At 72.2% G+C, this 20,749-nt stretch carries 18 protein-coding genes; 4 read left to right on the top strand and 14 right to left on the bottom strand.

Annotated features, from left to right (window positions below; genetic code table 11):
- Positions 1-156: 156 nt before the first annotated feature.
- The 9 genes from OG553_RS16470 to OG553_RS16430 all read right to left on the bottom strand — a co-directional run bounded on the left by OG553_RS16470 (position 157) and on the right by OG553_RS16430 (position 10,011).
- A complete protein-coding gene (locus tag OG553_RS16470; RefSeq protein ID WP_405979700.1) occupies positions 157-969 on the bottom strand; it encodes an HAD family hydrolase in 813 nt (270 codons plus the stop codon).
- Positions 966-2,243, bottom strand: coding sequence for a serine--tRNA ligase (gene serS, locus OG553_RS16465; RefSeq protein ID WP_405979699.1), 1,278 nt, complete (start codon positions 2,241-2,243; stop codon positions 966-968). The genes OG553_RS16470 and serS overlap by 4 nt, the downstream gene beginning before the upstream one ends.
- A 561-nt stretch (positions 2,244-2,804) precedes the next feature.
- On the bottom strand, positions 2,805-3,740 hold the full coding sequence (gene pheA / locus OG553_RS16460) for a prephenate dehydratase (protein ID WP_405979698.1): 936 nt from the start codon (positions 3,738-3,740) through the stop codon (positions 2,805-2,807).
- Positions 3,741-3,782: 42 nt separating this feature from the next.
- Positions 3,783-5,066: an iron uptake transporter deferrochelatase/peroxidase subunit gene (efeB, locus tag OG553_RS16455; protein WP_405979697.1), complete on the bottom strand. Its 1,284-nt coding sequence runs from the start codon at positions 5,064-5,066 to the stop codon at positions 3,783-3,785.
- Between the two features lie 5 nt (positions 5,067-5,071).
- Positions 5,072-7,117, bottom strand: a complete 2,046-nt coding sequence (locus tag OG553_RS16450) for a copper resistance protein CopC (RefSeq protein WP_405979696.1) — start codon at positions 7,115-7,117, stop codon at positions 5,072-5,074.
- 22 nt (positions 7,118-7,139) lie between these two features.
- The gene (locus tag OG553_RS16445; RefSeq protein WP_405979695.1) at positions 7,140-7,610 is read right to left on the bottom strand and encodes a copper chaperone PCu(A)C; all 471 of its coding nucleotides are present in this window, start codon (positions 7,608-7,610) and stop codon (positions 7,140-7,142) included.
- Positions 7,607-8,260, bottom strand: a complete 654-nt coding sequence (locus tag OG553_RS16440; RefSeq protein ID WP_007265305.1) for an SCO family protein — start codon at positions 8,258-8,260, stop codon at positions 7,607-7,609. Before OG553_RS16440 ends, OG553_RS16445 begins: the two co-directional genes overlap by 4 nt.
- Positions 8,261-8,341: 81 nt before the next feature.
- Positions 8,342-9,085 (bottom strand): YcnI family protein, encoded by a 744-nt coding sequence (locus OG553_RS16435; RefSeq protein ID WP_405979694.1) that lies wholly within the window; start codon positions 9,083-9,085, stop codon positions 8,342-8,344.
- Positions 9,086-9,195: 110 nt separating this feature from the next.
- Complete coding sequence (locus OG553_RS16430; protein WP_405979693.1) at positions 9,196-10,011, bottom strand: hypothetical protein; 816 nt, start codon at positions 10,009-10,011, stop codon at positions 9,196-9,198.
- A gap of 327 nt (positions 10,012-10,338) precedes the next feature.
- On the opposite strand from OG553_RS16430, the gene OG553_RS16425 reads away from it, so the two are divergent.
- On the top strand, positions 10,339-10,830 hold the full coding sequence (locus OG553_RS16425) for an ATP-binding protein (RefSeq protein ID WP_405979692.1): 492 nt from the start codon (positions 10,339-10,341) through the stop codon (positions 10,828-10,830).
- Between the two features lie 60 nt (positions 10,831-10,890).
- Here the strand turns inward: OG553_RS16425 and OG553_RS16420 are convergent, their stop codons facing one another.
- Together OG553_RS16420 and OG553_RS16415 are read right to left on the bottom strand one after the other, a co-directional pair.
- Positions 10,891-12,357, bottom strand: coding sequence for an aminopeptidase P family protein (locus tag OG553_RS16420; RefSeq protein ID WP_405979691.1), 1,467 nt, complete (start codon positions 12,355-12,357; stop codon positions 10,891-10,893).
- 207 nt (positions 12,358-12,564) lie between these two features.
- The gene (locus tag OG553_RS16415) at positions 12,565-14,154 is read right to left on the bottom strand and encodes a PP2C family protein-serine/threonine phosphatase (RefSeq protein WP_405979690.1); all 1,590 of its coding nucleotides are present in this window, start codon (positions 14,152-14,154) and stop codon (positions 12,565-12,567) included.
- A gap of 423 nt (positions 14,155-14,577) precedes the next feature.
- Between OG553_RS16415 and OG553_RS16410 the strand changes: the two genes are divergently transcribed.
- Positions 14,578-15,306, top strand: a complete 729-nt coding sequence (locus tag OG553_RS16410) for a bifunctional DNA primase/polymerase (protein ID WP_405979689.1) — start codon at positions 14,578-14,580, stop codon at positions 15,304-15,306.
- 119 nt (positions 15,307-15,425) lie between these two features.
- Positions 15,426-15,986, top strand: a complete 561-nt coding sequence (locus tag OG553_RS16405) for a hypothetical protein (protein ID WP_405979688.1) — start codon at positions 15,426-15,428, stop codon at positions 15,984-15,986.
- 181 nt (positions 15,987-16,167) lie between these two features.
- Here the strand turns inward: OG553_RS16405 and OG553_RS16400 are convergent, their stop codons facing one another.
- From OG553_RS16400 to OG553_RS16390, 3 genes are all read right to left on the bottom strand, one after another.
- Positions 16,168-17,142: a DUF5926 family protein gene (locus OG553_RS16400; RefSeq protein WP_405979687.1), complete on the bottom strand. Its 975-nt coding sequence runs from the start codon at positions 17,140-17,142 to the stop codon at positions 16,168-16,170.
- A 166-nt stretch (positions 17,143-17,308) separates the two neighbouring features.
- Positions 17,309-17,926 carry an ATP-binding protein gene (locus tag OG553_RS16395; RefSeq protein WP_405979686.1) on the bottom strand — a complete coding sequence of 206 codons (618 nt, stop codon included), beginning with the start codon at positions 17,924-17,926 and terminating at the stop codon, positions 17,309-17,311.
- An 81-nt stretch (positions 17,927-18,007) separates the two neighbouring features.
- The gene (locus OG553_RS16390) at positions 18,008-18,808 is read right to left on the bottom strand and encodes a glycerophosphodiester phosphodiesterase (RefSeq protein ID WP_405979685.1); all 801 of its coding nucleotides are present in this window, start codon (positions 18,806-18,808) and stop codon (positions 18,008-18,010) included.
- Positions 18,809-19,098: 290 nt separating this feature from the next.
- On the opposite strand from OG553_RS16390, the gene OG553_RS16385 reads away from it, so the two are divergent.
- Positions 19,099-20,682, top strand: coding sequence for a S1C family serine protease (locus OG553_RS16385; RefSeq protein WP_405979684.1), 1,584 nt, complete (start codon positions 19,099-19,101; stop codon positions 20,680-20,682).
- The last annotated feature ends 67 nt before the right edge of the window (positions 20,683-20,749 follow it).

Below are 20,749 nucleotides of genomic sequence, written 5' to 3'. Positions count from 1 at the left end.
GGTACGGCCCGTGCGGCCGGGGCACAGTGAGTGGTGCGGGGAGTAACAAAAGGTCCGGGACGGCCACTTCGAGCGCGCCTCGCGGCGCGGGCCGTCCCGGACCTCTCGTACGTCCGGTCCCGGGTGCTGCGTCCCGGGCGGGTTGCGTCCCGGTGCCTACGCGGCGCCGAGGAGGCGCTCCAGGACCACCGCGATGCCGTCCTCCTGGTTGGAGGTCGTCACCTCGTCGGCCACCGCCTTCAGCTCCGCGTGGGCGTTGGCCATGGCGACGCCGTGCGCGGCCCAGCCGAACATGGGGATGTCGTTGGGCATGTCGCCGAAGGCGATCGTCTCCGCCGCCTTCACCTTCAGCCGGCGTGCGGCGAGCGACAGGCCGGTGGCCTTGCTCAGGCCCAGCGGCAGGATCTCCACTATCCCCGGTCCCGCCATGACGATGTCGACCAGGTTGCCCACGAGTGTCCGGGCGACGCTGACGAGTTCGTCCTCGCCCATCCCCGGGTGCTGGATGTAGAGCTTGTTCAGCGGCGCGGTCCAGACCTCGGCGGTGTCCTCCAGGTAGAGGGCCGGCAGGCCCTCCTGCACCTGGTAGCCGGGGCCGAAGAGGACCTCGCCGTCCACCCCGTCACGGCTGGCGGCCAGCGCCAGCGGACCGACCTCGGCCTCGATCTTCGACAGGGCCAGACCGGCGAGCTGCCGGTCCAGCGTCACCGAGGTCAGCAGCCGGTGCGCGCCCGCGTCGTAGACCTGGGCACCCTGCCCGCACACCGCGATGCCCCGGTAGCCGAGGTCGTCCAGCACGTGCCGGGTCCAGGGCACGGCACGGCCGGTGACGACGATGTGCGCCGCGCCCGCCGCGGTGGCGGCGGCGAGGGCTTCACGGGTGCGTTCCGAGACGGTGTCGTCGTCACGCAGCAGCGTGCCGTCGAGGTCCGTCGCGACGAGCTTGTACGGGAACGGAGCGGGGCTCACTTGGCGATCGGCTCCAGGACCTCGCGCCCGCCCAGGTAGGGGCGGAGCACCGGGGGAACGTACACGGAGCCGTCGGCCTGCTGGTGGTTCTCCAGGATGGCGACGATGGTGCGCGGGACGGCGCACAGGGTGCCGTTGAGCGTGGAGAGCGGAGCGGTCTTCTTGCCGTCGCGGTAGCGGATCGCCAGGCGGCGGGCCTGGAAGCCGTCACAGTTCGAGGCGGAGGTCAGCTCGCGGTACTTGCCCTGGGTCGGGATCCAGGCCTCGCAGTCGAACTTGCGGGAGGCGGAGGCGCCCAGGTCGCCGGTCGCGACGTCGATGACCTGGAACGGCAGCTCCAGGCTGGTCAGCCACTGCTTCTCCCACTCCAGGAGCCGCTTGTGCTCGGCCTCGGCGTCCTCCGGCGCGACGTACGAGAACATCTCGACCTTGTCGAACTGGTGCACGCGGAAGATGCCGCGGGTGTCCTTGCCGTACGTACCGGCCTCGCGGCGGAAGCAGGGGGAGAAGCCTGCGTACCGCAGGGGCAGCTTCTCGGCGTCGATGATCTCGTCCATGTGGTACGCGGCGAGCGGGACCTCGGAGGTGCCGACCAGGTAGTAGTCGTCCTTCTCCAGGTGGTACACGTTCTCCGCGGCCTGGCCGAGGAAGCCGGTGCCCTCCATGGCGCGCGGGCGGACCAGCGCGGGGGTCAGCATCGGGATGAACCCGGCCTCGGTGGCCTGCGCGATCGCCGCGTTCACCAGGGCGAGCTCCAGCAGGGCGCCGACACCGGTGAGGTAGTAGAAGCGCGAGCCGGAGACCTTCGCGCCGCGCTCCACGTCGATGGCGCCCAGCGACTCACCGAGCTCCAGGTGGTCCTTGGGCTCGAAGCCCTCGGCACCGAAGTCGCGGATCGTGCCGTGCGTCTCCAGGACGGTGAAGTCCTCCTCGCCGCCGACGGGGACGTCCTCGTGGACGATGTTGCCCAGCTTGAGCAGGAGCTGCTTGGCGGCGTCGTCCGCCTCGTTCTGCTCGGCCTCGGCGGCCTTGACGTCCTGCTTGAGCTGCTCTGCCTTGGTCAGCAGCTCGGCCCGCTCCTCCGGGGAGGCCTTGGGGATGAGCTTGCCGAGCGACTTCTGCTCGTTGCGCAGTTCGTCGAAGCGCATGCCGGAAGACCTGCGGCGCTCGTCGGCGGAGAGCAGCGCGTCGACGAGCTCGACGTCCTCTCCACGGGCGCGCTGCGAGGCGCGGACACGGTCAGGGTCTTCACGGAGCAGCCGGAGGTCAATCACCCCTCCAGGCTACCGGGCTGGGCTTCCCGGGATCACACCGATATCACGCTGCGTGTCGCTATGTCCCAATTCGGGCGAATGGAAATGGCGTGGTTCCGGCCTTGTCCCGCACTCGTCGGGCGGCTGGATCCCGACCCTGGGGACCGGTCGATAAAATCATCCCCTTTCTCCGAAAAGGGGCACAACGGCGGTCGGCGCGCCGGGTCTGAGCAGGGCCGGAGGGTGGCGGGGGAGCGATCCTTGTCCACAGGAATTCTCCGCGGACCGCTCTTATCCACAGGCTGTGAGTCGGATCTGTGGACATCGAATTAGATCAATGGGCGTCCGGGACCGGTCCGGGTCGATCAGGGTTCAAACCGCCCTCACACACTCATTCGGGTGGGAATGGCTCGCTCCAAAGAGTTGATCGGCGATGCGGGGGTGACGCCGTTCACCTGCCGCTCCCCAGCGCGAAACCTGGGCCACCCGGCCGATATGTCGACCTTGTCGTGCCGCTCTGTCGACTTGTCCCCAGGTCACCATCTCGGCCTGTGGATAACTCTGTGGACAGTGGACGAAGGACTACGCCCGGCCGTCGAGGCAGCGTGTCAGCCAGTCGGAGGCCTCGGTGAAGTCCTCGTCGGAGGTTCCCGGCCGCGCGGCGCGCACCTCACTCAGCGCGACACCGGCACGCGGATAGGAACCGAGGAAGCGCACCTGGGGGCAGGTCCGCTTCAGGCCCATGAGCGCCTCGCTGACCCGGCGGTCGGAGATGTGCCCCTCGGCGTCGACGGCGAAGCAGTAGTTGCCGATGCCCTCGCCTGTGGGGCGGGACTGGATCAGCATCAGGTTCACCCCGCGGACGGCGAACTCCTGGAGCAGCTCCAGCAGTGCACCGGGGTGGTCGTCGCCGAGCCACAGCACGACGGAGGTCTTGTCCGCGCCGGTGGGTGCGGCCGGCCGGGCGGGCCGCCCGACGAGCACGAAGCGGGTCTCGGCGTTCTGGGCATCGTGGATCTCGGTGACCAGCGCCTCCAGCCCGTAGGTGGCGGCGGCGAACTCGCCCGCGAAGGCCGCGTCGAAGCGGCCCTCCTGCACCAGCCGGGCACCGTCGGCGTTGGAGGCCGCCGACTCCCACACCGCGTCGGGCAGGTGGGTCCGCAGCCAGTTGCGCACCTGCGGCTGGGCGACGGGATGACCGGTGACCGTCTTGATGTCCGAGAGCTTGGTCCCGGGCCGCACCAGCAGCGCGAACGCGATGGGCAGGAGCACCTCGCGGTAGATCATCAGCGGCTCGCCGGAGGCGAGCTCGTCGAGGGTGGCGGTGACCCCGCCCTCCACCGAGTTCTCGATCGGCACCAGCGCGGCCGCGGCCTCGCCGTTGCGGACGGCGTCCAGGGCGGCCGGGACCGACACCATCGGGACGAGCTCCCGGGTGGCCGCCTCCGGCAGCGTGCGCAGGGCGGCTTCGGTGAAAGTGCCCTCGGGACCGAGATACGTGAAGCGGGTGGCCGACATGCGGTCAGCCTAATGCCGGGCCACCCGCCGGCGTGGTGCTGTTCACCCTTCGAGCAGGCGCTGCCCGACGTACTCCCCGTCGCGCGGCCCGGGCGGGACGGCGTACAGCCCGCTGGACTCGTGGCGGATGAACTCCGACAGGGCGTCGCCGCGGTCGAGCTTGCGCTGGACCGGGACGAACCCGCGCAGCGGATCGGCCTGCCAGCAGATGAAGAGCAGACCGGCGTCGGGGGTGCCGTCGGGGCCGATGCCGTCGTGGAACGAGAAGGGCCGCCGGAGCATGGCGGCACCGCCGTTCTGCGCCGGAGCGGAGATCCGCGCGTGGGCGTTGGACGGGATGACCGGCTTGCCGTCGGGGCCGAGCTTGTCCAGGGCCATCGCGGTCTTCTCGTCGCCCCCGGTCAGCGGGGCGCCGTTGGCCTTGGTCCGGCCGATGACCTGCTCCTGCTGGGTGAGGGACTGCTTGTCCCAGTCGTCGAGCAGCATCCGGATCCGGCGGACGACGGCGTACGAGCCCCCGGCCATCCAGGAGTGCTCGGCGGGCCCGGGACCGGCGTCCGGCACGAAGATCCGCTTGTCGAAGTCGGCGTCCTTGGGCTTGGGGTTCCCGGTGCCGTCGACCTGGCCCATCAGGTTCCGGGCGGTCATGGGCGAGGCCGTCGCGCCGGGGGACCGGTTGAAACCGTTCATCTGCCAGCGCACCCGGGCTGCCTCCCCGGCGTCCTTCTGCACGGCGCGCAGGGCGTGGAAGGCGACCAGCGCGTCGTCAGCGCCGATCTGGACCCACAGGTCGCCGTTGCTGCGCTGGGGGTCGAGCCGGTCCGAGGAGAAGTCGGGCAGCGGGTCGAGGGCCGCCGGGCGCCGGGCCGTGAGGCCGGTGCGGTCGAAGAAGGAGTGGCCGAAGCCGAAGGTGAGGGTGAGGGAGGACGGTCCGGCGTCCAGGGCGATCCCGCTGTCGGCGGTCGGCGCCGGCTCGCCCGCCATGAGCCGCCGGGCGGTGTCGGACCAGCGGCGCAGCAGCGCGGCGACCTCCTTGCGCCCGGCGCCCGGCGCCAGGTCGAAGGCGAGGACGTGGCCCTTGGCCTGGAGCGGGTCCGTGATCCCGGCCTGGCGGTTCCCGTGGAAGGCGACCTCGGTGGCACCGAGGGAGGCGAGGGACCCGGCGGCTCCGGGGGAGCCGGCCGGGGAGTCGGATACCGCTGACTGCACGAGCGCGCCGCCCGTGGCGCCGAGTGCGAGCCCCGCGGCGCCCGCGGCGCCGACGGTGCCCAGCAGTCGGCGCCGGGAGATCTCGATGTCGGGGGTGCTACCAGTGCTGTCGGTCACGCTGTTCAGCCGATCTTCACGTTCTTCTGGACGGTCGTCTGGTCGATGTCGGAGGTGCGGACGGTCACGTCGATGCGCCATTCACCCGCGAGCGGCAGCTGGACCCCGGACGCGGTCCAGTGTCCGGCCGATGCCCGGTCCGGGGCGAGCGGCAGAGGGCCGATCTCCTTGGCCGGCAGGGTGAAGGAGATCTTGACCTCGGGGAGGTCGAGGGGCTTGCCGTCGGGGCCGTCCGCCCACAGGTGGAGGGTGTTGGCGCCGACCCGGCCGGGGTCGAGCTCCAGCCGCACGTTGCCCTTGCCGTTCTGGCCGCCGGTGTCGAAGGGCAGGGTGATCTTGACCGGGCGGTTGGGTACCGCAGTGGCGGACGCTCCGCCCCGGCCGGCTTCCTTCTCCACGGCGCGCCCGGGTTCGGTGCTGGTCAGGACGGTGGTGACGGCCAGCAGTACGACGGCCACACCGGCCTCGGCCAGCACGGAGCGGCGCAGGCCGGCACGGCCGGGATCGGCATCGCGGACGCGGGTCTCCTCAGCCTTCTCGCGGGCCGCGCGCTGCCGGGCGAGCTGGGCGGCCCGCTTCGGGTCGGTGGCCGCGGCTTCGCTGTCGGCGGCTTCGCCTTCCGCACCGGCCCCGGTGCTCTCGCCGGCTCCGGCGGAATCACCCGAGGCGCTCCCGGTCGATGTTTCACGTGAAACATCGCCTCCCGCGAGCACCTTCGCCGGCTCCTCGGCACGGACCTCGCCGAGCCGGGCGGTCCACTTCCGCGAGAGGTAGGCGATGCCGACGAGGACGGCCACGAGCGCGACCTTGATGAGCAGCAGTCGGCCGTGGCTGGTGCCGGTGAGGGCGGACCAGCTGCCGACCTGGCGCCAGGACTGGTAGACGCCGGTGACAGCGAGGACCACGACGCTGATGAAGGCGACCCGGGAGAAGCGCTGGACGGCCTCCCGCTCGATGTCCGGCACCTTGCGCAGGGCGACCAGCAGCGCGGTGAGCCCGCCGAGCCAGGTGGCCACGGCCAGCAGGTGCAGGATGTCGGCCGGCATCGCGATCGCGGGCTGGATGCCGGTGGAGGCGTGCTCGGAAAGGGCCCAGGTGGCGGCGATACCGCCGGCCACGACCGTGCCGCCGATACCGAGTCCGAAGGCGAGGTCGCTCGTCTCCTTCTTGTCCCCGGCCCGGTCCTCGGCACCGTCGGCTCCCGCCGCGTCCGCGGCCTCGGCCTTCTGACGGCGGGCGTAAGCACCGAAGAGCACGGCGATGAAGAGCGCGGCAGCGCCGAGGAGCAGCAGCCGGGAGAGGAAGGAGGCGCCGGTCTTGGTGTCCAGGACGGCCTTGAGCCCGTCGAGGTCGAAGGCGTCGGCGAACTTCCCCGAGCCGGTGTACGGCGTGCGCAGCACCAGCATCGCGAGGGTGGCGGCGGTGAGGGTGACCCAGCCGCGCACCACCAGCTTCTGCAGCGGGCGCTCCGCGGAGCCCCGGCGCCAGCACAGCAGGATGAAGGCGGCACCGCCGACGAGGACGGTGAACCCGGCGTAGGCGGCGTAGCGGGCGATGCCGTACGCGATGCCGACCGGGCCGCCGCCCACCTTCTGGTCGGGAAGGGCGACGCTGGTCGCCGAGGGGGCGCCCACGGAGAAGGTGAAGGCCCCGGAGATCGGGTGGCTGTCCGCGGAGACGGCCTGCCAGGCGACGGTGTACGTGCCGTTGGGCAGGCCCGGATGCAGGGCGGTTCCGTAGCGGATGGTCGATCCGCTGCACATGTCCCTCAGCTCGCCGGTGTCGACGCGCTTGCCCTGAGGGTCCATGACGCGGATGGAGTCGTCGCCCATGGCGACCTGCTCCGAAAAGGAGAGGGTGACCTGGGCGGGCGCCGTGGCGACCACCGCCCCGTCCTGCGGGTCGCTCGCCGTGAGGGCCGCGTGTGCCGTGGCCGGGGCGGCCGCGGTGAACAGGGTGGCCAGCAGGGCTGCGAGAACCAGCGCGAGACGCGGCAGGAGTGCCGCGGCGCGGACGCGGGCGGAAGGAGGAGCGGGGGCGATGGCCGTCATGGCGTGTCAGTTCCTCGGTCCGTCAGTGGGCGGTGGAGTTCTGTGCGTTGTACGTCCGTTCCTTGACGTCCAGCTCGACCTTGACCGGGTCGGCCTTCTCGAAACGCAGCTCGATGGTGATCTTGTCACCGACCTTGGGCGTGCTCTTGAGCCCCATGAACATGATGTGGTTGCCACCGCGCTCGAGCTTGAGCTCGCCGTTCGCGGGCACGTCCATCGACTGGACCTGCTGCATCTTCTGGTCCTTGGTCTCATGGATCTGCAGATCGTCCGAGAGCGGGCTGGTGGCGGAGAGAAGTTTGTCGGCGGTCTTCGAGTCGTTCTCGATGACCATGAAAGCGCCGGCCATCTTGTCGTTGACCGGCTGGGGCATGAAGGCCCCGCTGACCGTCATCTTCGGCTTGGCCGCGTCCTCGGAGGAGCAGCCGGATATGGCGAGCGCTGCCGTCAGGGAGAGGGTGGCGGCGATGGTGCGGGTGGTGCGGGCGTTCACGGGTTTTCTCCCTTGATGATCTTCGGCAGGTCCTTGGTGTAGTCGTCGACGGTCGTGCCCTCGCCGTAGAGGACGTAGCCCTCGTCGGTCTTGGGCGAGAACGCGATGACCTGGGCCCCGTGCATGGAGACGACGGTGCCGTCGGCCTCCTTCTTCGGGGCCTCGATACCGATGCCGAGAGATCGGGCGGCGGCCTGGATGGTGGCGAAGTCCCCGGTCAGTCCGGTGAAGGACGGGTCCTGGGCCCTGAGCCACGCGCCGAGGGAGTCGGGGGTGTCCCGCTCCGGGTCCGTGGTGACGAAGACGACCTGGAGCTTGTCCTGGTCCGCCTTGGGGAGTGCCTTCTTGGCGACGGCGATGTTGCTCATCGTCAGGGGGCACACGTCGGGGCAGTTGGTGTAGCCGAAGTAGATGAGCGTCGGCCGTCCCTTGGTCTGCTCGCGCAGGTTCCACGGCTTGCCGGTGGTGTCCGTGAGGACGAGCTCCGGCTTGTCGAAGGGGCGGTCGAGTACGGTCGCGGATCCGGCCTTCTTCTGGCCGGTGATCTGGGTGACCGAACCGGTGTTCTTGGCCGTCTCACTGCCACAGGCGGTGAGGGCGAGCGCGGTCGCCACCGCGAGGGCGGCGACCGTCACACGTGTGGTGCGCATGAGGAAATGTCCCTGGGAATCGGGGATGGTGCGGATGTCGTGCGTCCGACGGTGGAGCGACGGGCCCGGTGGCCCGCCGCCTCAGTTGGCGGCGCGGCGGCGCGAGGTGATGCCGAAGGCGACGCCGGCGAGACCGACGACGATGCCCACGATGCCGAGCGTGCGGGCGGTGGTGTCGGAGGCGCTCTTGGCGGCCTCGTCGTGACCGCCCTGCTCCTCGCCCTTGGCGTTCTTGTCGCCGCTCTTGGCCCCGTCGGCGGCCGGCTTGGCTGCGGCGCCGTGGTCGTCGGCGCCCTTGGCGGCGGTCAGCTTCAGCACGGGCGCCGGGGTCTGCGGCTCCGGAGCGCCGTCCTTGGGCTCCTCGATCCAGCGCACGACCTCGTTGTTGTCGTACGTCTGGATCGCCTTGAAGACCATCTTGTCGGCGTTCTCGGGGAGCTTGCCGACGGAGACCGGGAACTGCTGGAACTTGCCGGGCTCGATCTTGCCGCCGGTCCAGGTCACCTTGGTGACGACCTCGTTGATCTGCTTGCCGTGCACGCTCAGCGGCTTGTCGAGCTTCGTCTTCTCGACGGTGGACGTCCAGCCGGGGAGTTCCTGCGGCATGACGGACGTGAGCGGCTGGTCGGCCGGGAAGTTGACCTCGACCTGGGTGGTCGACGCGTTGTCCCGCTCGTTGGGGACCTTGAAGTTGATCGTCGCGTAGCCGCCCTTGGCGGCCTCCCCGGCGGGCTGCACGCTGACGTGCGCGAAGGCGGTGCCGGACAGGGCGAGGACGGTGCCGGCGGCGAGGGCGGCGGCGAAGGAGACGCGAGAGGTCTTCATGGCAGGAACGCTCCTGGGAAACGGTGGTGACGTCGGCTCCGCACGCGGGCGCGCGCGGAGGTCGCGGCACCGGTGCTCCCGCCGGGTGTTCCGGGAAGGAGGGTGCCGCGTCAGGCTGCGAGGACGAGCGGTCCCGTCGGCGGCCCGCGCCGGACCACGGTGTGCTGCAGGGCGTCCCGGCCGGTCGACGCGGCGGGCGCGGCGGCGCTCCGGCGGGCCCGGGGGCCGCGCGAGGGCGCGCCGGGGAGCCCGGCCGCGAGGGCGCGTACGAAGGCCAGCGCGGCGCGCAGCGGACGTACGGGGTCGGCTTCGCGGGAGAGCCGGGACAGCTCGACGAGCCGGAACAGCGCGGCGTCGCCCCGGGCCAGGAGCCAGCCGGCCGCGAGCGCGGCCAGCAGGTGGCCGATCAGCATGGCCGGGCTGAACAGGGCGGTCGCCGGTGCCGCGGCGCCCCCCGCCAGGTGGGCGTGGGCCATGTGGCCCTGAGCGGCGGCCTGGGCGGCCAGGGCGGCCGGGTCCAGTCCGGCGGCCTCCAGGATCTGCCGGGCGTCGGCCGCGCTCATCGGTACGGAGTTGCCCCCGCAGACCAGCTGGGCGGCGAGCGCCGCCAGCGATGCGTCGCTGCCGCCGGCCGGTGCCTGGGCGGCCGCCGCGCCGTGCTGGCCGAGGCCGAACACGGCGTGCAGCCCGAGCTGGCCGACGGCCAGTCCGGCGGCGATGCCGGGCAGCGGGCGACGGCGTCCCGCGAGGGGGGCCGCGACCGCGAAGACGGCGATGAAGGCCAGGGCCAGGGCCCACCACGGCACGGTCGCGCAGGAGGCGACGGCGTGGCCGGCCGCGGACAGCACGACGCAGACCGCGGTGAACACCGCGGCCCGGCTCATCCGGAGGCCCGCTCCGGCGCGTGTCGTGTGGGTGGCAGTCATGGCCGGGCAATCATCGCACTGGGCCCCGGCCCTGCCTACGGCAGGTGCTGGAGGGACCCTTGGGTTCCGGTCGCCGGTACGCGTCCGGTCCGCACCGGGTCAGCCCGCCGTCAGCCCCGCACCCGGTTCCGACCGGGCGCCGACGGCGACCTGACGGGACGGCGGAGGAGGCCCCCGGCCAGGGGCGGAGCACCGGGTCCGGCCGGGGCCGGGCGGCGGCCCCGTGCCCCGCATACACCGCGGCCCGGGAAATGCGCATCGGCCGAATGAGGGCCGTGCCGGCCGCCGGGGGCTTACGGCCCGGTGCGGGCGGCAATAGGTACCCCTATGAGCATCTGGTGGTCTCTCCACTTGAGGCGCGAAGCCGCGAGCGTGCCGCTCGCCCGGCGGCTGCTGCTGGGGACGATGGAGACCGCGGGGGTGGACCCGGACATCTGCCACGACCTGTCGGTCGCGCTGAGCGAGGCCTGCGCAAACGCGGTCGAGCACGGCGGCCGCGCCGGCCGTCCCGGCACGGACCCCGGCGGCGGCCCCGCCGGCGGCGCCGCGGACGGGACCGAGGCGTACCGCGTCACGGCCTATCTGGACGGGGACCGCTGTCGCATCGAGGTGGCCGATTCGGGTCCGGGATTCCCGCCCTCGACGGTGGCCCGGCCCAGATCCGCCGGCTCCTGCCTCGCCGAGAACGGCCGGGGGCTGCACCTGATCGAGCAGCTCTCCGACCACGTCCGCTTCCGCAACCGGCCGGGCCGCGGAGCCGTGGTGAGCTTCGACAAGACGCTGAAGTGGCGCGACGGAGCGCTGCTGAAGGCGTCGTGAGTACGACGGAGGGCGGGAACCGCATCCGGTTCCCGCCCTCGGTACGCTCACGCGTCGGGGTCAGCCCTTCAGCCGCGCCATCCACGCCTCGACCTCGACCGAGGTGCGGGGCAGCCCGGCCGACAGGTTCTGGTTGCCGTCCTCGGTGACGAGGATGTCGTCCTCGATCCGGACGCCGATGCCGCGGTACTCCTCCGGCACGGTCAGGTCGTCGGCCTGGAAGTACAGACCGGGCTCGACGGTCAGGCACATGCCCGGCTCCAGCGTGCCGTCGACGTACGCCTCGGTGCGCGCGGCGGCGCAGTCGTGGACGTCCATGCCGAGCATGTGGCCGGTGCCGTGCAGGGTCCAGCGGCGCTGCAGCCCGAGCTCCAGGACCCGCTCGACCGGGCCCTCCAGCAGGCCCCACTCGACGAGCTTCTCCGCGAGCACGTGCTGCGCGGCGTCGTGGAAGTCGCGGAACTTGGCCCCCGGCTTCACGGCGGCGATGCCGGCCTCCTGGGCCTCGTACACCGCGTCGTAGACCTTGCGCTGGACGTCGGTGTACGTGCCGTTGATCGGCAGCGTGCGCGTGACGTCGGCGGTGTAGAGGGAGTGGGTCTCCACGCCGGCGTCGAGCAGCAGCAGGTCGCCGGAGCGGACCGCGCCGTCGTTGCGGACCCAGTGCAGGGTGCAGGCGTGGGCGCCGGCGGCGGCGATGGTGCCGTAGCCGACGTCGTTGCCCTCGACGCGGGCGCGCAGGAAGAAGGTGCCCTCGATGTAGCGCTCGGAGGTGGCCTCCGCCTTGTCGAGGACCTTCACGACGTCCTCGAAGCCGCGGACGGTGGAGTCGACGGCCTTCTGCAGCTCGCCGATCTCGAAGGCGTCCTTCACGGCGCGGGCCTCGGAGAGGTAGACGCGCAGCTCCTCGTCCCGCTCCTTGGTCACCTTGTCGGTGAGGGCGGACTCGACGACGGAGTCGTGGGCGCGGACGACGCGCACCGGGCCGGTGGCCTCGGTGAGGGCCTCGGGGAGCTCGCGCACGTCCTTGGCGGGGATGCCCAGGAGCTGCTCGGCCTCGGCGAGGGAGTGGCGGCGGCCGACCCAGAGCTCGCCCTGGCCGGACAGCCAGAACTCGCCGTTCTCGCGGTCGGAGCGGGGCAGCAGGTAGACGGTGGCCTGGTGGCCGGTCTCCCCGGTGGGCTCCAGGACCAGGACGCCGTTCTCGGTCTGGTCACCGGTGAGGTACGCGTACTCGGTCGAGGCGCGGAAGGGGTACTCGGTGTCGTTCGAGCGGGTCTTCAGCCGGCCCGCCGGGACGACCAGGCGCTCGCCCGGGAACCGCGCGGACAGCGCGGCGCGGCGGTCGGCGGTGTGGCCGGCCTGGGCGACGGGCGCGAGGCCGTGCAGCTCGGTGTCGGCCCAGCCGGTGCGCATGTTCTCCGCGAGTTCGTCACTGACGCCCGGGTACAGCCCGTTCTTGCGCTGCTTGTGCTTCTTCTGGGGCTGCTCTTCTTCCGGGGTCTCCGGGGTGAGCTCGTCAGCCACGTCTTCTCCTCAGCTGCTACGACATGCAAGGACCGGGTGCGGACCCCGTCCATCGTATGTGCGAAGGGAAGGCTCCCGGCTCGACCTGTGACATATCAGTCAAACCGGGCGCACGTCTCCGACGGGCCCTGGCTCCGGCCGACCCCGGCCCTCGGCCGAAGCCGACCCCGTGCCTCGGCCGACCCGGCCCTCAGGCGACCCCGCGCCTCAGTCGAACCTGGCCGCGAGCAGTACGACGTCCTCGGACTCCTCGGCGCAGCCGGGACCCTCCTCCGGGAGCACCGTCTTCAGGATGTGCTCGCAGATGGCCGCCGGGTCCTCCCGCGCGGCGCGCGGAACCCCCGCGGCGGCCGAGTGCAGCCGGGCGTAGGCCCGGTCCATGGAGTCGCCGGTACGGCGCAGCAGCCCGTCGGTGTAGAGAAGCACCGTTTCTCCGGGCGCGGGCTCGATCTCCACGCTCGGGGCCTCCCAGCACGCCAGCATCCCCAGCGGCGCGGAGAGGGAGGTCTCCACGTACTCGGTCCGGCGCTCGCCGATGAGCAGCGGCGGGGTGTGCCCCGCACCGGCCAGGACGATCTTCCGTGCGGCGGGCTCGCAGTACGCGAAGAGCGCGGTCGCCGAGCGCGCGGGCTCGGTCAGGCGCAGCAGCAGCTCCAGGTCGGACAGGACCGCGACGGGGTCCTCCCCCTCCATCACGGCGTACGCGCGCAGCGAGGCCCGCAGCCGCCCCATCGCGGCGACGGCGCTCGGGCCGGAGCCCGTCACCGATCCGACGGCCAGCCCCATGGCGCCCTCGGGCAGCGGCAGCGCGTCGTACCAGTCGCCTCCCCCGCGCGGACCCGTACGGTGCCGGGCGGCGAGCTGGACCCCGGGGATCCGGGGCAGCCGGCTGGGCAGCAGCTCCTCGGCGATGGTGGCCAGCCGGTCGCGCGAGCGCGTGACCTCCACCATCCGGGCCAGGTGCTCGGCGGCGTGCCGGACGTACAGCCCGACCAGGTCGCGCTGGCGGTCGCTCGGCTCGGCCTGCTCGTCGTACAGCCAGACGGCGGCGCCGAGCCGGCCGGTGGCGTCGGCGGTCAGCGGGAGCGCGTAGCTCGCGGCGTAACCGAGCCGGGCCGCGACCTCCCGGTGGCGCGGGTCGACCGGGGGCTCTTGGCCGGCGGCCGCGGCCTGGCCCGGCTCGGGCAGCACCTCGGAGCCGCCGTGGGCGTCGGGGAGCCCGTCGAGGATGCGGCCGTACGAGGTGGCGCTGCGCGGCACCGTCTCGATGTGCCCGAGGTCCGCGCGGCCGAGGCCGAGGCCGATGGTGGTGGCGGGGCCGAGACTGTCGGAGGGCTCCAGGACCACCAGCCCGCGGCGTGCGCCGACGAGGGCGGCTCCGGCGCGCAGGAACTCCCTGAGGGAGGAGTCGAGGTCGCCGGCGCGTGCGAGGCGCTCGGTGAGTTCGTGGAGGGTGGTGAGGTCGGAGACCATGCCCGCCAGCCGGTCCTGGATGACGCTGCTCGCCGCGGGCGAGGCGCCCTGGGCGGGGGCGGTCCGGGCGGAGCCGGCGGAAGGTCCCGGTGCGGCCGTGGACGTGGACGCCGCGGAAGTGGAGCCGGGCGTGGGCGTCGCAGTGTGCGCTGACGCTGTAACCGCTGGATCGATTCCAGCCACTTTCGGCAGATGCGGGGCGCTCATGGCGTCCGCCTTTCCACCTGGTGCGATTCGCCATATAGCATCGCAAACCCCCAGATCGTGCTGCGCCGCCATCAATGGATCCACATCTACACGCACACGAGGATCGATGTCCAGCATTGCCCAGGCGGGAATACTGGTGTCCGTGGGACGGCAACTCACTGTCCAGCCGGGGCTAAAACTTGGCCGGAAAAAGCGCTAAGCGGACGGTTTTTGCGATCGACTGGGCGGGCGCTCCAGGGGCTCCGGGTACGTAATCGATGGTGCCCGGGGTCAGTTGACGCCCTCCCGCGCACCGCCGGGGAACCACCCGGCGCGGGTAGCCGTCCTTAGCGGCGGCAGCCGGTTTCGAGACCGGCGCGGGTCGCCCGGACCGCTCGCTCCGGGTCCCCGCCGGACGTTTGACGGACCCGTAAGAAAACTGCACGAACCGTGTGAACCTGCTTCTGGCGGACAGTGACGCGAAACGTGTACGTGTGGTGAAACACCGGTTACATGGTGTGATGTGGCCCTTCGGCGTTCAACGGAAAGGAACGAGCGCTCATGCGCGAGATCCTCGGAAGGCGTCTCCAGCGGCTCCGCGATCGCTTGAAATTCCCGCGGGCCGCCTCCCGCCCGGCCGTGGCGAGTGCCGACGGCACGGCGGCCGCCTCTCTCCTCGACGGGGCGCTGACCTGCGCCGGCGTCTGGAACTGGCCCGTGCTCCCGGGCGTCGGCCGGGCCGGCGCCGACAGCGCGCGGTGCGCCTGCCCCGACCCCGACTGCGTGGTGCCCGGCGCGCATCCCTTCGACCCCGGGCTGCTCGCCGCGACCACCGACGCCCGGATGGTGACCTGGTGGTGGTCCCGGCGGCCCGCCGCCCCGGTCCTGCTGGCCACCGGCGGGAAGGCGCCGTGCGCGGTGAGCCTGCCGGCCGGCGCGGCCGCGCGGGCCGTCGGACGGCTGGACGCGCAGGGCATGCGCCTCGGCCCGGTCGTCGCCACCCCCACCCGGTGGTCCCTGCTGGTCGCTCCGTACTCGCTGGAGCGGCTCGGCGAACTCCTCTACGCGAAGGACCACGTACCCTCCTCGCTGCGCTTCCACGGTGAGGGCGGGTACCTGCTGCTGCCGCCGTCCGCGGCCAGTGGCGGCGGCGAGGTGCGCTGGGTGCGGGAGCCCGGGGCGGGGCCCGGCTGCGACGGGCCGTGGCTGCCGGAGGTGGAGACGGTCGTGGACGCGCTCGTCGAGGCGAGCAGTGGCGCGCCGGGCGGCGGCAGCAGGCTCGCGTACTGAACGTCAGCCGGCGGCAGCGGGCCGCCGCATCACTCGTACGGGTGCCAGCGCGACGGGTTTCCAAGGGAATTGGGCGCGGGGATCTCCGCGCCCCATTCCCGCGTCGCTATCTTCGGCGAATGAATCTCCGCCTGATCGGTATCGGTGCCGGTGTGCTGATCATCTTGTCGCTTCCCCTGGCCGGAGCGATCGCCGGGCCGGATTTCGCCGGTGAGGGTGACGGAAAAGGCGGGGGGTTGCTCTCCTCGCTGGGCCTTTCCCGCGCTTCCGGTGCGCCCGACGGGGCGCGGCCCGCCGCGGCGCCCGCGCGGCCGGGACCCGCCGAACAGCCCCGCACCGATTCGCGCTGCGGACCCGAACTCTCCGCTCCACAGGGGCTGGAGGCGCAGACCTGCGTCCTGGAGAGCGCGGGGCAGACCTGGGGCCGCAGTTACTACCGCAACACCAGCGGGCGCGCGCTGGACGCCGTACTGACCGTGATGGGGCCGGCCGGGCGGACGGTCCAGATCCGCTGCGCGGTGGGAGCGGGGGACGAGCCGGGGCTGTGCGAGACGCCCAGAGGTGATTCGGCGGGAGCGCCGCAGGACTACTCGGCCGTAGCGGAGTTTGCAGTTCCGGATGAGGAAGGGCGACTGCTGCTGCGATCCGGGAGCAACTCACCGGGACCGGGCGAAGGTTGAGCGCCACCGGAAAGACAAGGGCCCGGTCGCTGGCGACGGGGGATGCACCAGCGACCGGGCTACAAGAACGGTAACAAGAGATCGCCTGTTCGCAAATTCGATCTCTGATATTCAGACATCGATTTGCAGGCGATTAGCGGGAGTTGTGACCCGAGTCACCGGACCCGTGCGTGTCCGCCCGTCAGCTGAGCGTGACCTGGCGGTTGGTGAGCCCGCCGCGCGCCCGGCGCTCCTCGCCGGTCAGCGGGGCGTCGGCGGACAGGGCCGCGGCCAGCCGCTCGGCGAACTCGGCGGCCGGCTTCTCCACGTCCTCCGCGGTGACCCCGGTCGGCAGGTCCCAGACGGGGACCACGAGGCCGTGGGCGCGGAAGGAACCGACGAGCTTGGTGCCCTCACCGAGGGAGGACGTGCCCGCCGCGTGCAGCCGCGCGAGGGCGTCGAGCAGCTTCTCCTCGGGGTGCGGCATGACCCAGCGCAGGTGGTTCTTGTCCGGGGTCTCGCACCAGTAGGCCGCGTCCACGCTCGTCAGCTTGACGGTCGGGATGGCGGCGGCGTTGGCGCGTTCCAGTGAGGCGGCGATCTCCGGGGAGGCGTTCTGGGCGCTCTCCGCCTCCGGAATCCAGAATTCGAAGCCGGTGTGCACAACCGGCTCGAAAACGCCGTCCAGGTCGAGGAGATCCTGAAGTCGGGGACCCTCGGCCGGCACCCGGCGGGCCGGGACCGGCGTGCCGGGCTCGGCGACGAGCGCGCGCTCCAGGGTGTCGGCCATGTCGCGGGCCAGGTCGCCGGTGGTGGAGTCGTTCTGGAGGCCGAGCAGGACGGAGCCGTCCTCGCGCCGCAGGGCCGGCCAGGCCATGGGCAGTACGGTCACCAGCGTCACGGACGGGACGCCCTCGGGCAGGCCGCCCTTGAGGGTCAGCGGGATGGTGGCCGCGGGGACGAGCTCGCGCAGCGCCACCCAGTCGCACTCCCCCGGCAGTCCCTCGAACGGGCGCTGCACGTGCTCGGTCGCGGCGTGCGAGGCGGCCGCGCCGTGGCAGGCCTTGTAGCGGCGCCCGGAACCGCAGGGGCAGGGCTCGCGCGCGCCGACGACCGGGATCTCCCCGTTCTCGAGCTGGGGCTTCGCGGTCTTCGCGGCGGGGCGCTTCTTGGCCATCGTGGGTGTCTCCCGGTTGCGGCGGTACGGCGGTGTCTCTGGCGCGAGCCTAGCCGTTCGTACCGCCGGAACCGGTGGGGTGCGGCCGGGAGCACGGTCGGCGTGCGCTCCCGGACGGCCGCCTGTGCGGATGGCCGGTGCTACTGGTCGTGCGGTCGGATCCGCTTCACGGATCCAGGTCGTCGAAGGCCGATGCGAAGTCCATCGCCGGGGCGGTGACGCGCGTAGCAAAATCCTCGTGCCGGGGCCCCCGGGCGACGATCACCCAGACGGTGACCTCACCCGCCGCTCCGTCCCGTACACCCCAGTCCTGGGCCAGGGCGCTGATGATGTTCAGCCCCCGACCGCCGTGCGCGGTGACCGAGGGCGTGGCCGGGATCGGGCGGGTGGGGCCGCCGCCGTCCGTGACCTCGACCGTCAGCCGCCCCGCGGCGTCGACGCGCCAGGCGGCGCGTATCTCCCCGTCTCCGATCTCGTGCCGGCCCAGCGGCCGGCCGTGCCGGCAGGCGTTGCTGAGCAGTTCGGAAAGGATCAGTACCGCATCGTCCACGACCGATTCGGACAGGCCGCTCATGCGCAGTTGTTCGCGCATCCGGCGCCTCGCCTCGCCCACGCCCGCAGGACCATGGCGTATGTCCATGCACGACGACGTGGGCACTTCCTGTGCCATCACCAACGCCACCCCCGGAACCTCCTTAGCCCCACGCCATGGTCTGGATGCCCCAATGGCCTGGACCGGAAACCGCCCTGACGAGGCCCTCTGACACCGTCCTGACGCATTCATGACGATTGGATGCGGAGCGGATGCGCCGGTGCACTCCCTGTCACGCACGGGACGGGTGTGACGGGTGGGCAAAAGGGGACGTCAGCGTCCGAGTTGTGACAGAACCTGACGTGGCCTGTTCGTGATGATCGCTTCTACACCCAGATCAGCGCATAGCTGAACATCTTCGGGAGCGTTCACAGTCCATACGTGTACGGAGTGCCCGGCGGCCTGGAGCTTGCGGATGAAGCCGGGGTGGTTGCGGACGATCCGCATCGCCGGCCCGGCGATCCGGACCCCGGCGGGCAGCCGCCCGTCGCGCATCCGGGGGGAGACGAACTGCATCAGGTACACGGTCGGCACCGTCGGCGCGGCCGCCCGGACCCGGTGCAGGGAGCGGGCGGAGAAGCTCATGACCCGGATCGGGTGCGGGCCCGCGGCGGGCGGGGCGTCCAGCCCGAAGCGCTTGAGGAGGAAGAGGAGGCGTTCCTCCACCTGTCCGGCCCAGCGGGTGGGGTGCTTCGTCTCGATCGCGAGCTGGACGGGCCGGCCGGCGTCGGAGACCAGTTCCAGCAACCGCTCCAGGGTGAGCACGGAGGTGCGCTCGGGGTCCGCGTCCCAGTCGGGCGACTCCTCGCGGTCCTTCCAGGAGCCGAAGTCGAGGGCGGCGAGTTCGGAGAGCTCCAGGGTGGAGACCGCCCCGCGGCCGTTCGAGGTGCGGTTCACGCGACGGTCGTGGACCAGGACGAGGTGTCCGTCCGCGGTCAGCCGGATGTCGCATTCGAGGGCGTCGGCGCCGTCCTCGATGGCTTTCCGGTACGCGGCCAGGGTGTGCTCGGGGGCGTCCTCCGAGGCTCCGCGGTGGGCGACTACCTGGATGGGGCTCGGCGATGCGTGGGTCACCCGGTCATGGTGCCACCGAGCAGGCCTCGTGCGTCGGGGTGAGTCCTGCGGGTGCGTCTGATATGTCGGATATAAAGAATGGGGGGAGATGCACAGGTCCGGCTTACAGTGCCCTGACGGGCCATGGGAAAGGCTTCGTCCTGGAACTTGTACGGCACCTCGAACGTTCAGTCGGACCGATGCCAGGTGGGTGTCGGGCCGGTTTCGCCTGATATGCCCAGCACCTGGGACGCCCAGAGCCTGTGCAGCCGTGTAAGCCTGTATGCCGTGTGTGACGAGGAGAGAGCGCTGTGAGCACCGAGAACGAGGGCACCGCGGCCCCGACGCCCCCCGCGGCCCCGTCCGTACCCCCCGCGCCGGCCGCCTCCACCCCCGACCTGACGAAGGCCCCGGCCGCGCCCGCCGCGGCGCCGGCCGATCAGGGTTACGGGCCCGGCGAGCCCGAGGCGCCGGCCGCGCCGGCCCAGGCCCCGGCCCCCGCGCAGGGCGCCGAGCAGACCCAGCAGCTGCCCCCCGCCCCGGCGGCGCCGCCCGCCGCGCCCCCGGCCTACGGCTACGACCAGACCCAGACCCAGGCCCACGCGCAGGACCCGGCGCAGCCCCAGGCCCACACGGCGCAGACGGCGTACGGTGCCGAGGCGTGGCCCCCGCCGCCGCCCGCGGTCCCCGCGTACGGCGGCCAGGGCGGCCACGGCGGCGGCGCCTGGGGCGCCCCCCTCACCACCGACGGCAACCCGCAGCCCAAGCCGAAGGGCAAGGGCGGCATGATCGCGGCCGTCCTGGTGGCGGCCCTGCTCGCGGGCGGCGTCGGCGGCGGCGTGGGCTACTGGGCGGCCGAGCGGAACGGCGGCGGCGGCTTCGGCTCCACCACCATCACCGCGGGCAACACCCCCAAGGACCTCAAGCGCGACGCCGGCTCGGTCGCGGGCCTCGCCGCGACCGCCCTGCCCAGCGTCGTCACCATCCAGGCCTCCGCGGGCGACGGCGAGGGCGGTACCGGCACCGGCTTCGTCTACGACCAAGAGGGCCACATCCTCACCAACAACCACGTGGTGGCCTCCGCGGCGAACGGCGGCAAGCTCTCCGCGACCTTCTCCGACGGCAAGAAGTACGAGGCCGAGGTGATGGGCCGGGCCCAGGGCTACGACGTCGCCGTGATCAAGCTGAAGAACCCGCCCGCGGGCCTCAAGCCGCTTCCGCTGGGCGACTCCGACAAGGTCGCGGTCGGCGACCCGACCATCGCGATCGGCGCCCCCTTCGGCCTGTCCAACACGGTCACCACCGGCATCGTCAGCGCCAAGAACCGTCCGGTGGCCTCCGGCGACGGCTCAGGCGGCAAGAACTCGTACATGAGCGCCCTGCAGACGGACGCCTCGATCAACCCGGGCAACTCCGGCGGCCCGCTGCTCGACGGCCGCGGCGCGGTCATCGGCATCAACTCGGCGATCCAGTCCGCGGGCGGGGGCGGCGGCTTCGGCGGCGGCGGCCAGGCCGGCTCCATCGGCCTCGGCTTCGCCATCCCGATCAACCAGGCCAAGAACGTCGCGGAGTCCCTGATCAAGACGGGCAAGCCGGTCTACCCGGTGATCTCCGTATCCGTGGACCTCCAGTCCAAGGCGGACGGCGCCAAGATCTCCGAGCAGGGAGCCCCCGCCAACGAGCTGGTCGACCCCAACGGCCCGGCCGGCAAGGCGGGCCTCAAGCCCGGCGACATCATCACCGAGTTCGGCGGCAAGCAGGTCGACAGCGGCCCGACCCTGATCAGCCTGATCTGGACGTACAAGCCGGGCGACACGGTGAAGCTGACCTACCTGCGCGCGGGCAAGCCGACCACGGTCGACATCACGCTCGGCTCGCGCGTCGGCGACAAGTAGCCGCGCCGGAGCGCGGGCGGGCCGCGGGCGCCGGGTGAACAGGCGCTCGACAGTGGCTTGATGGGAG

The sequence above is a fragment of the Streptomyces sp. NBC_00158 genome (genome assembly GCF_045160885.1).
Classification (GTDB): domain Bacteria; phylum Actinomycetota; class Actinomycetes; order Streptomycetales; family Streptomycetaceae; genus Streptomyces.
The sequence above is the reverse complement of the archived record's forward strand: the minus strand, read 5'-3'. Positions and strand labels throughout refer to the sequence as shown.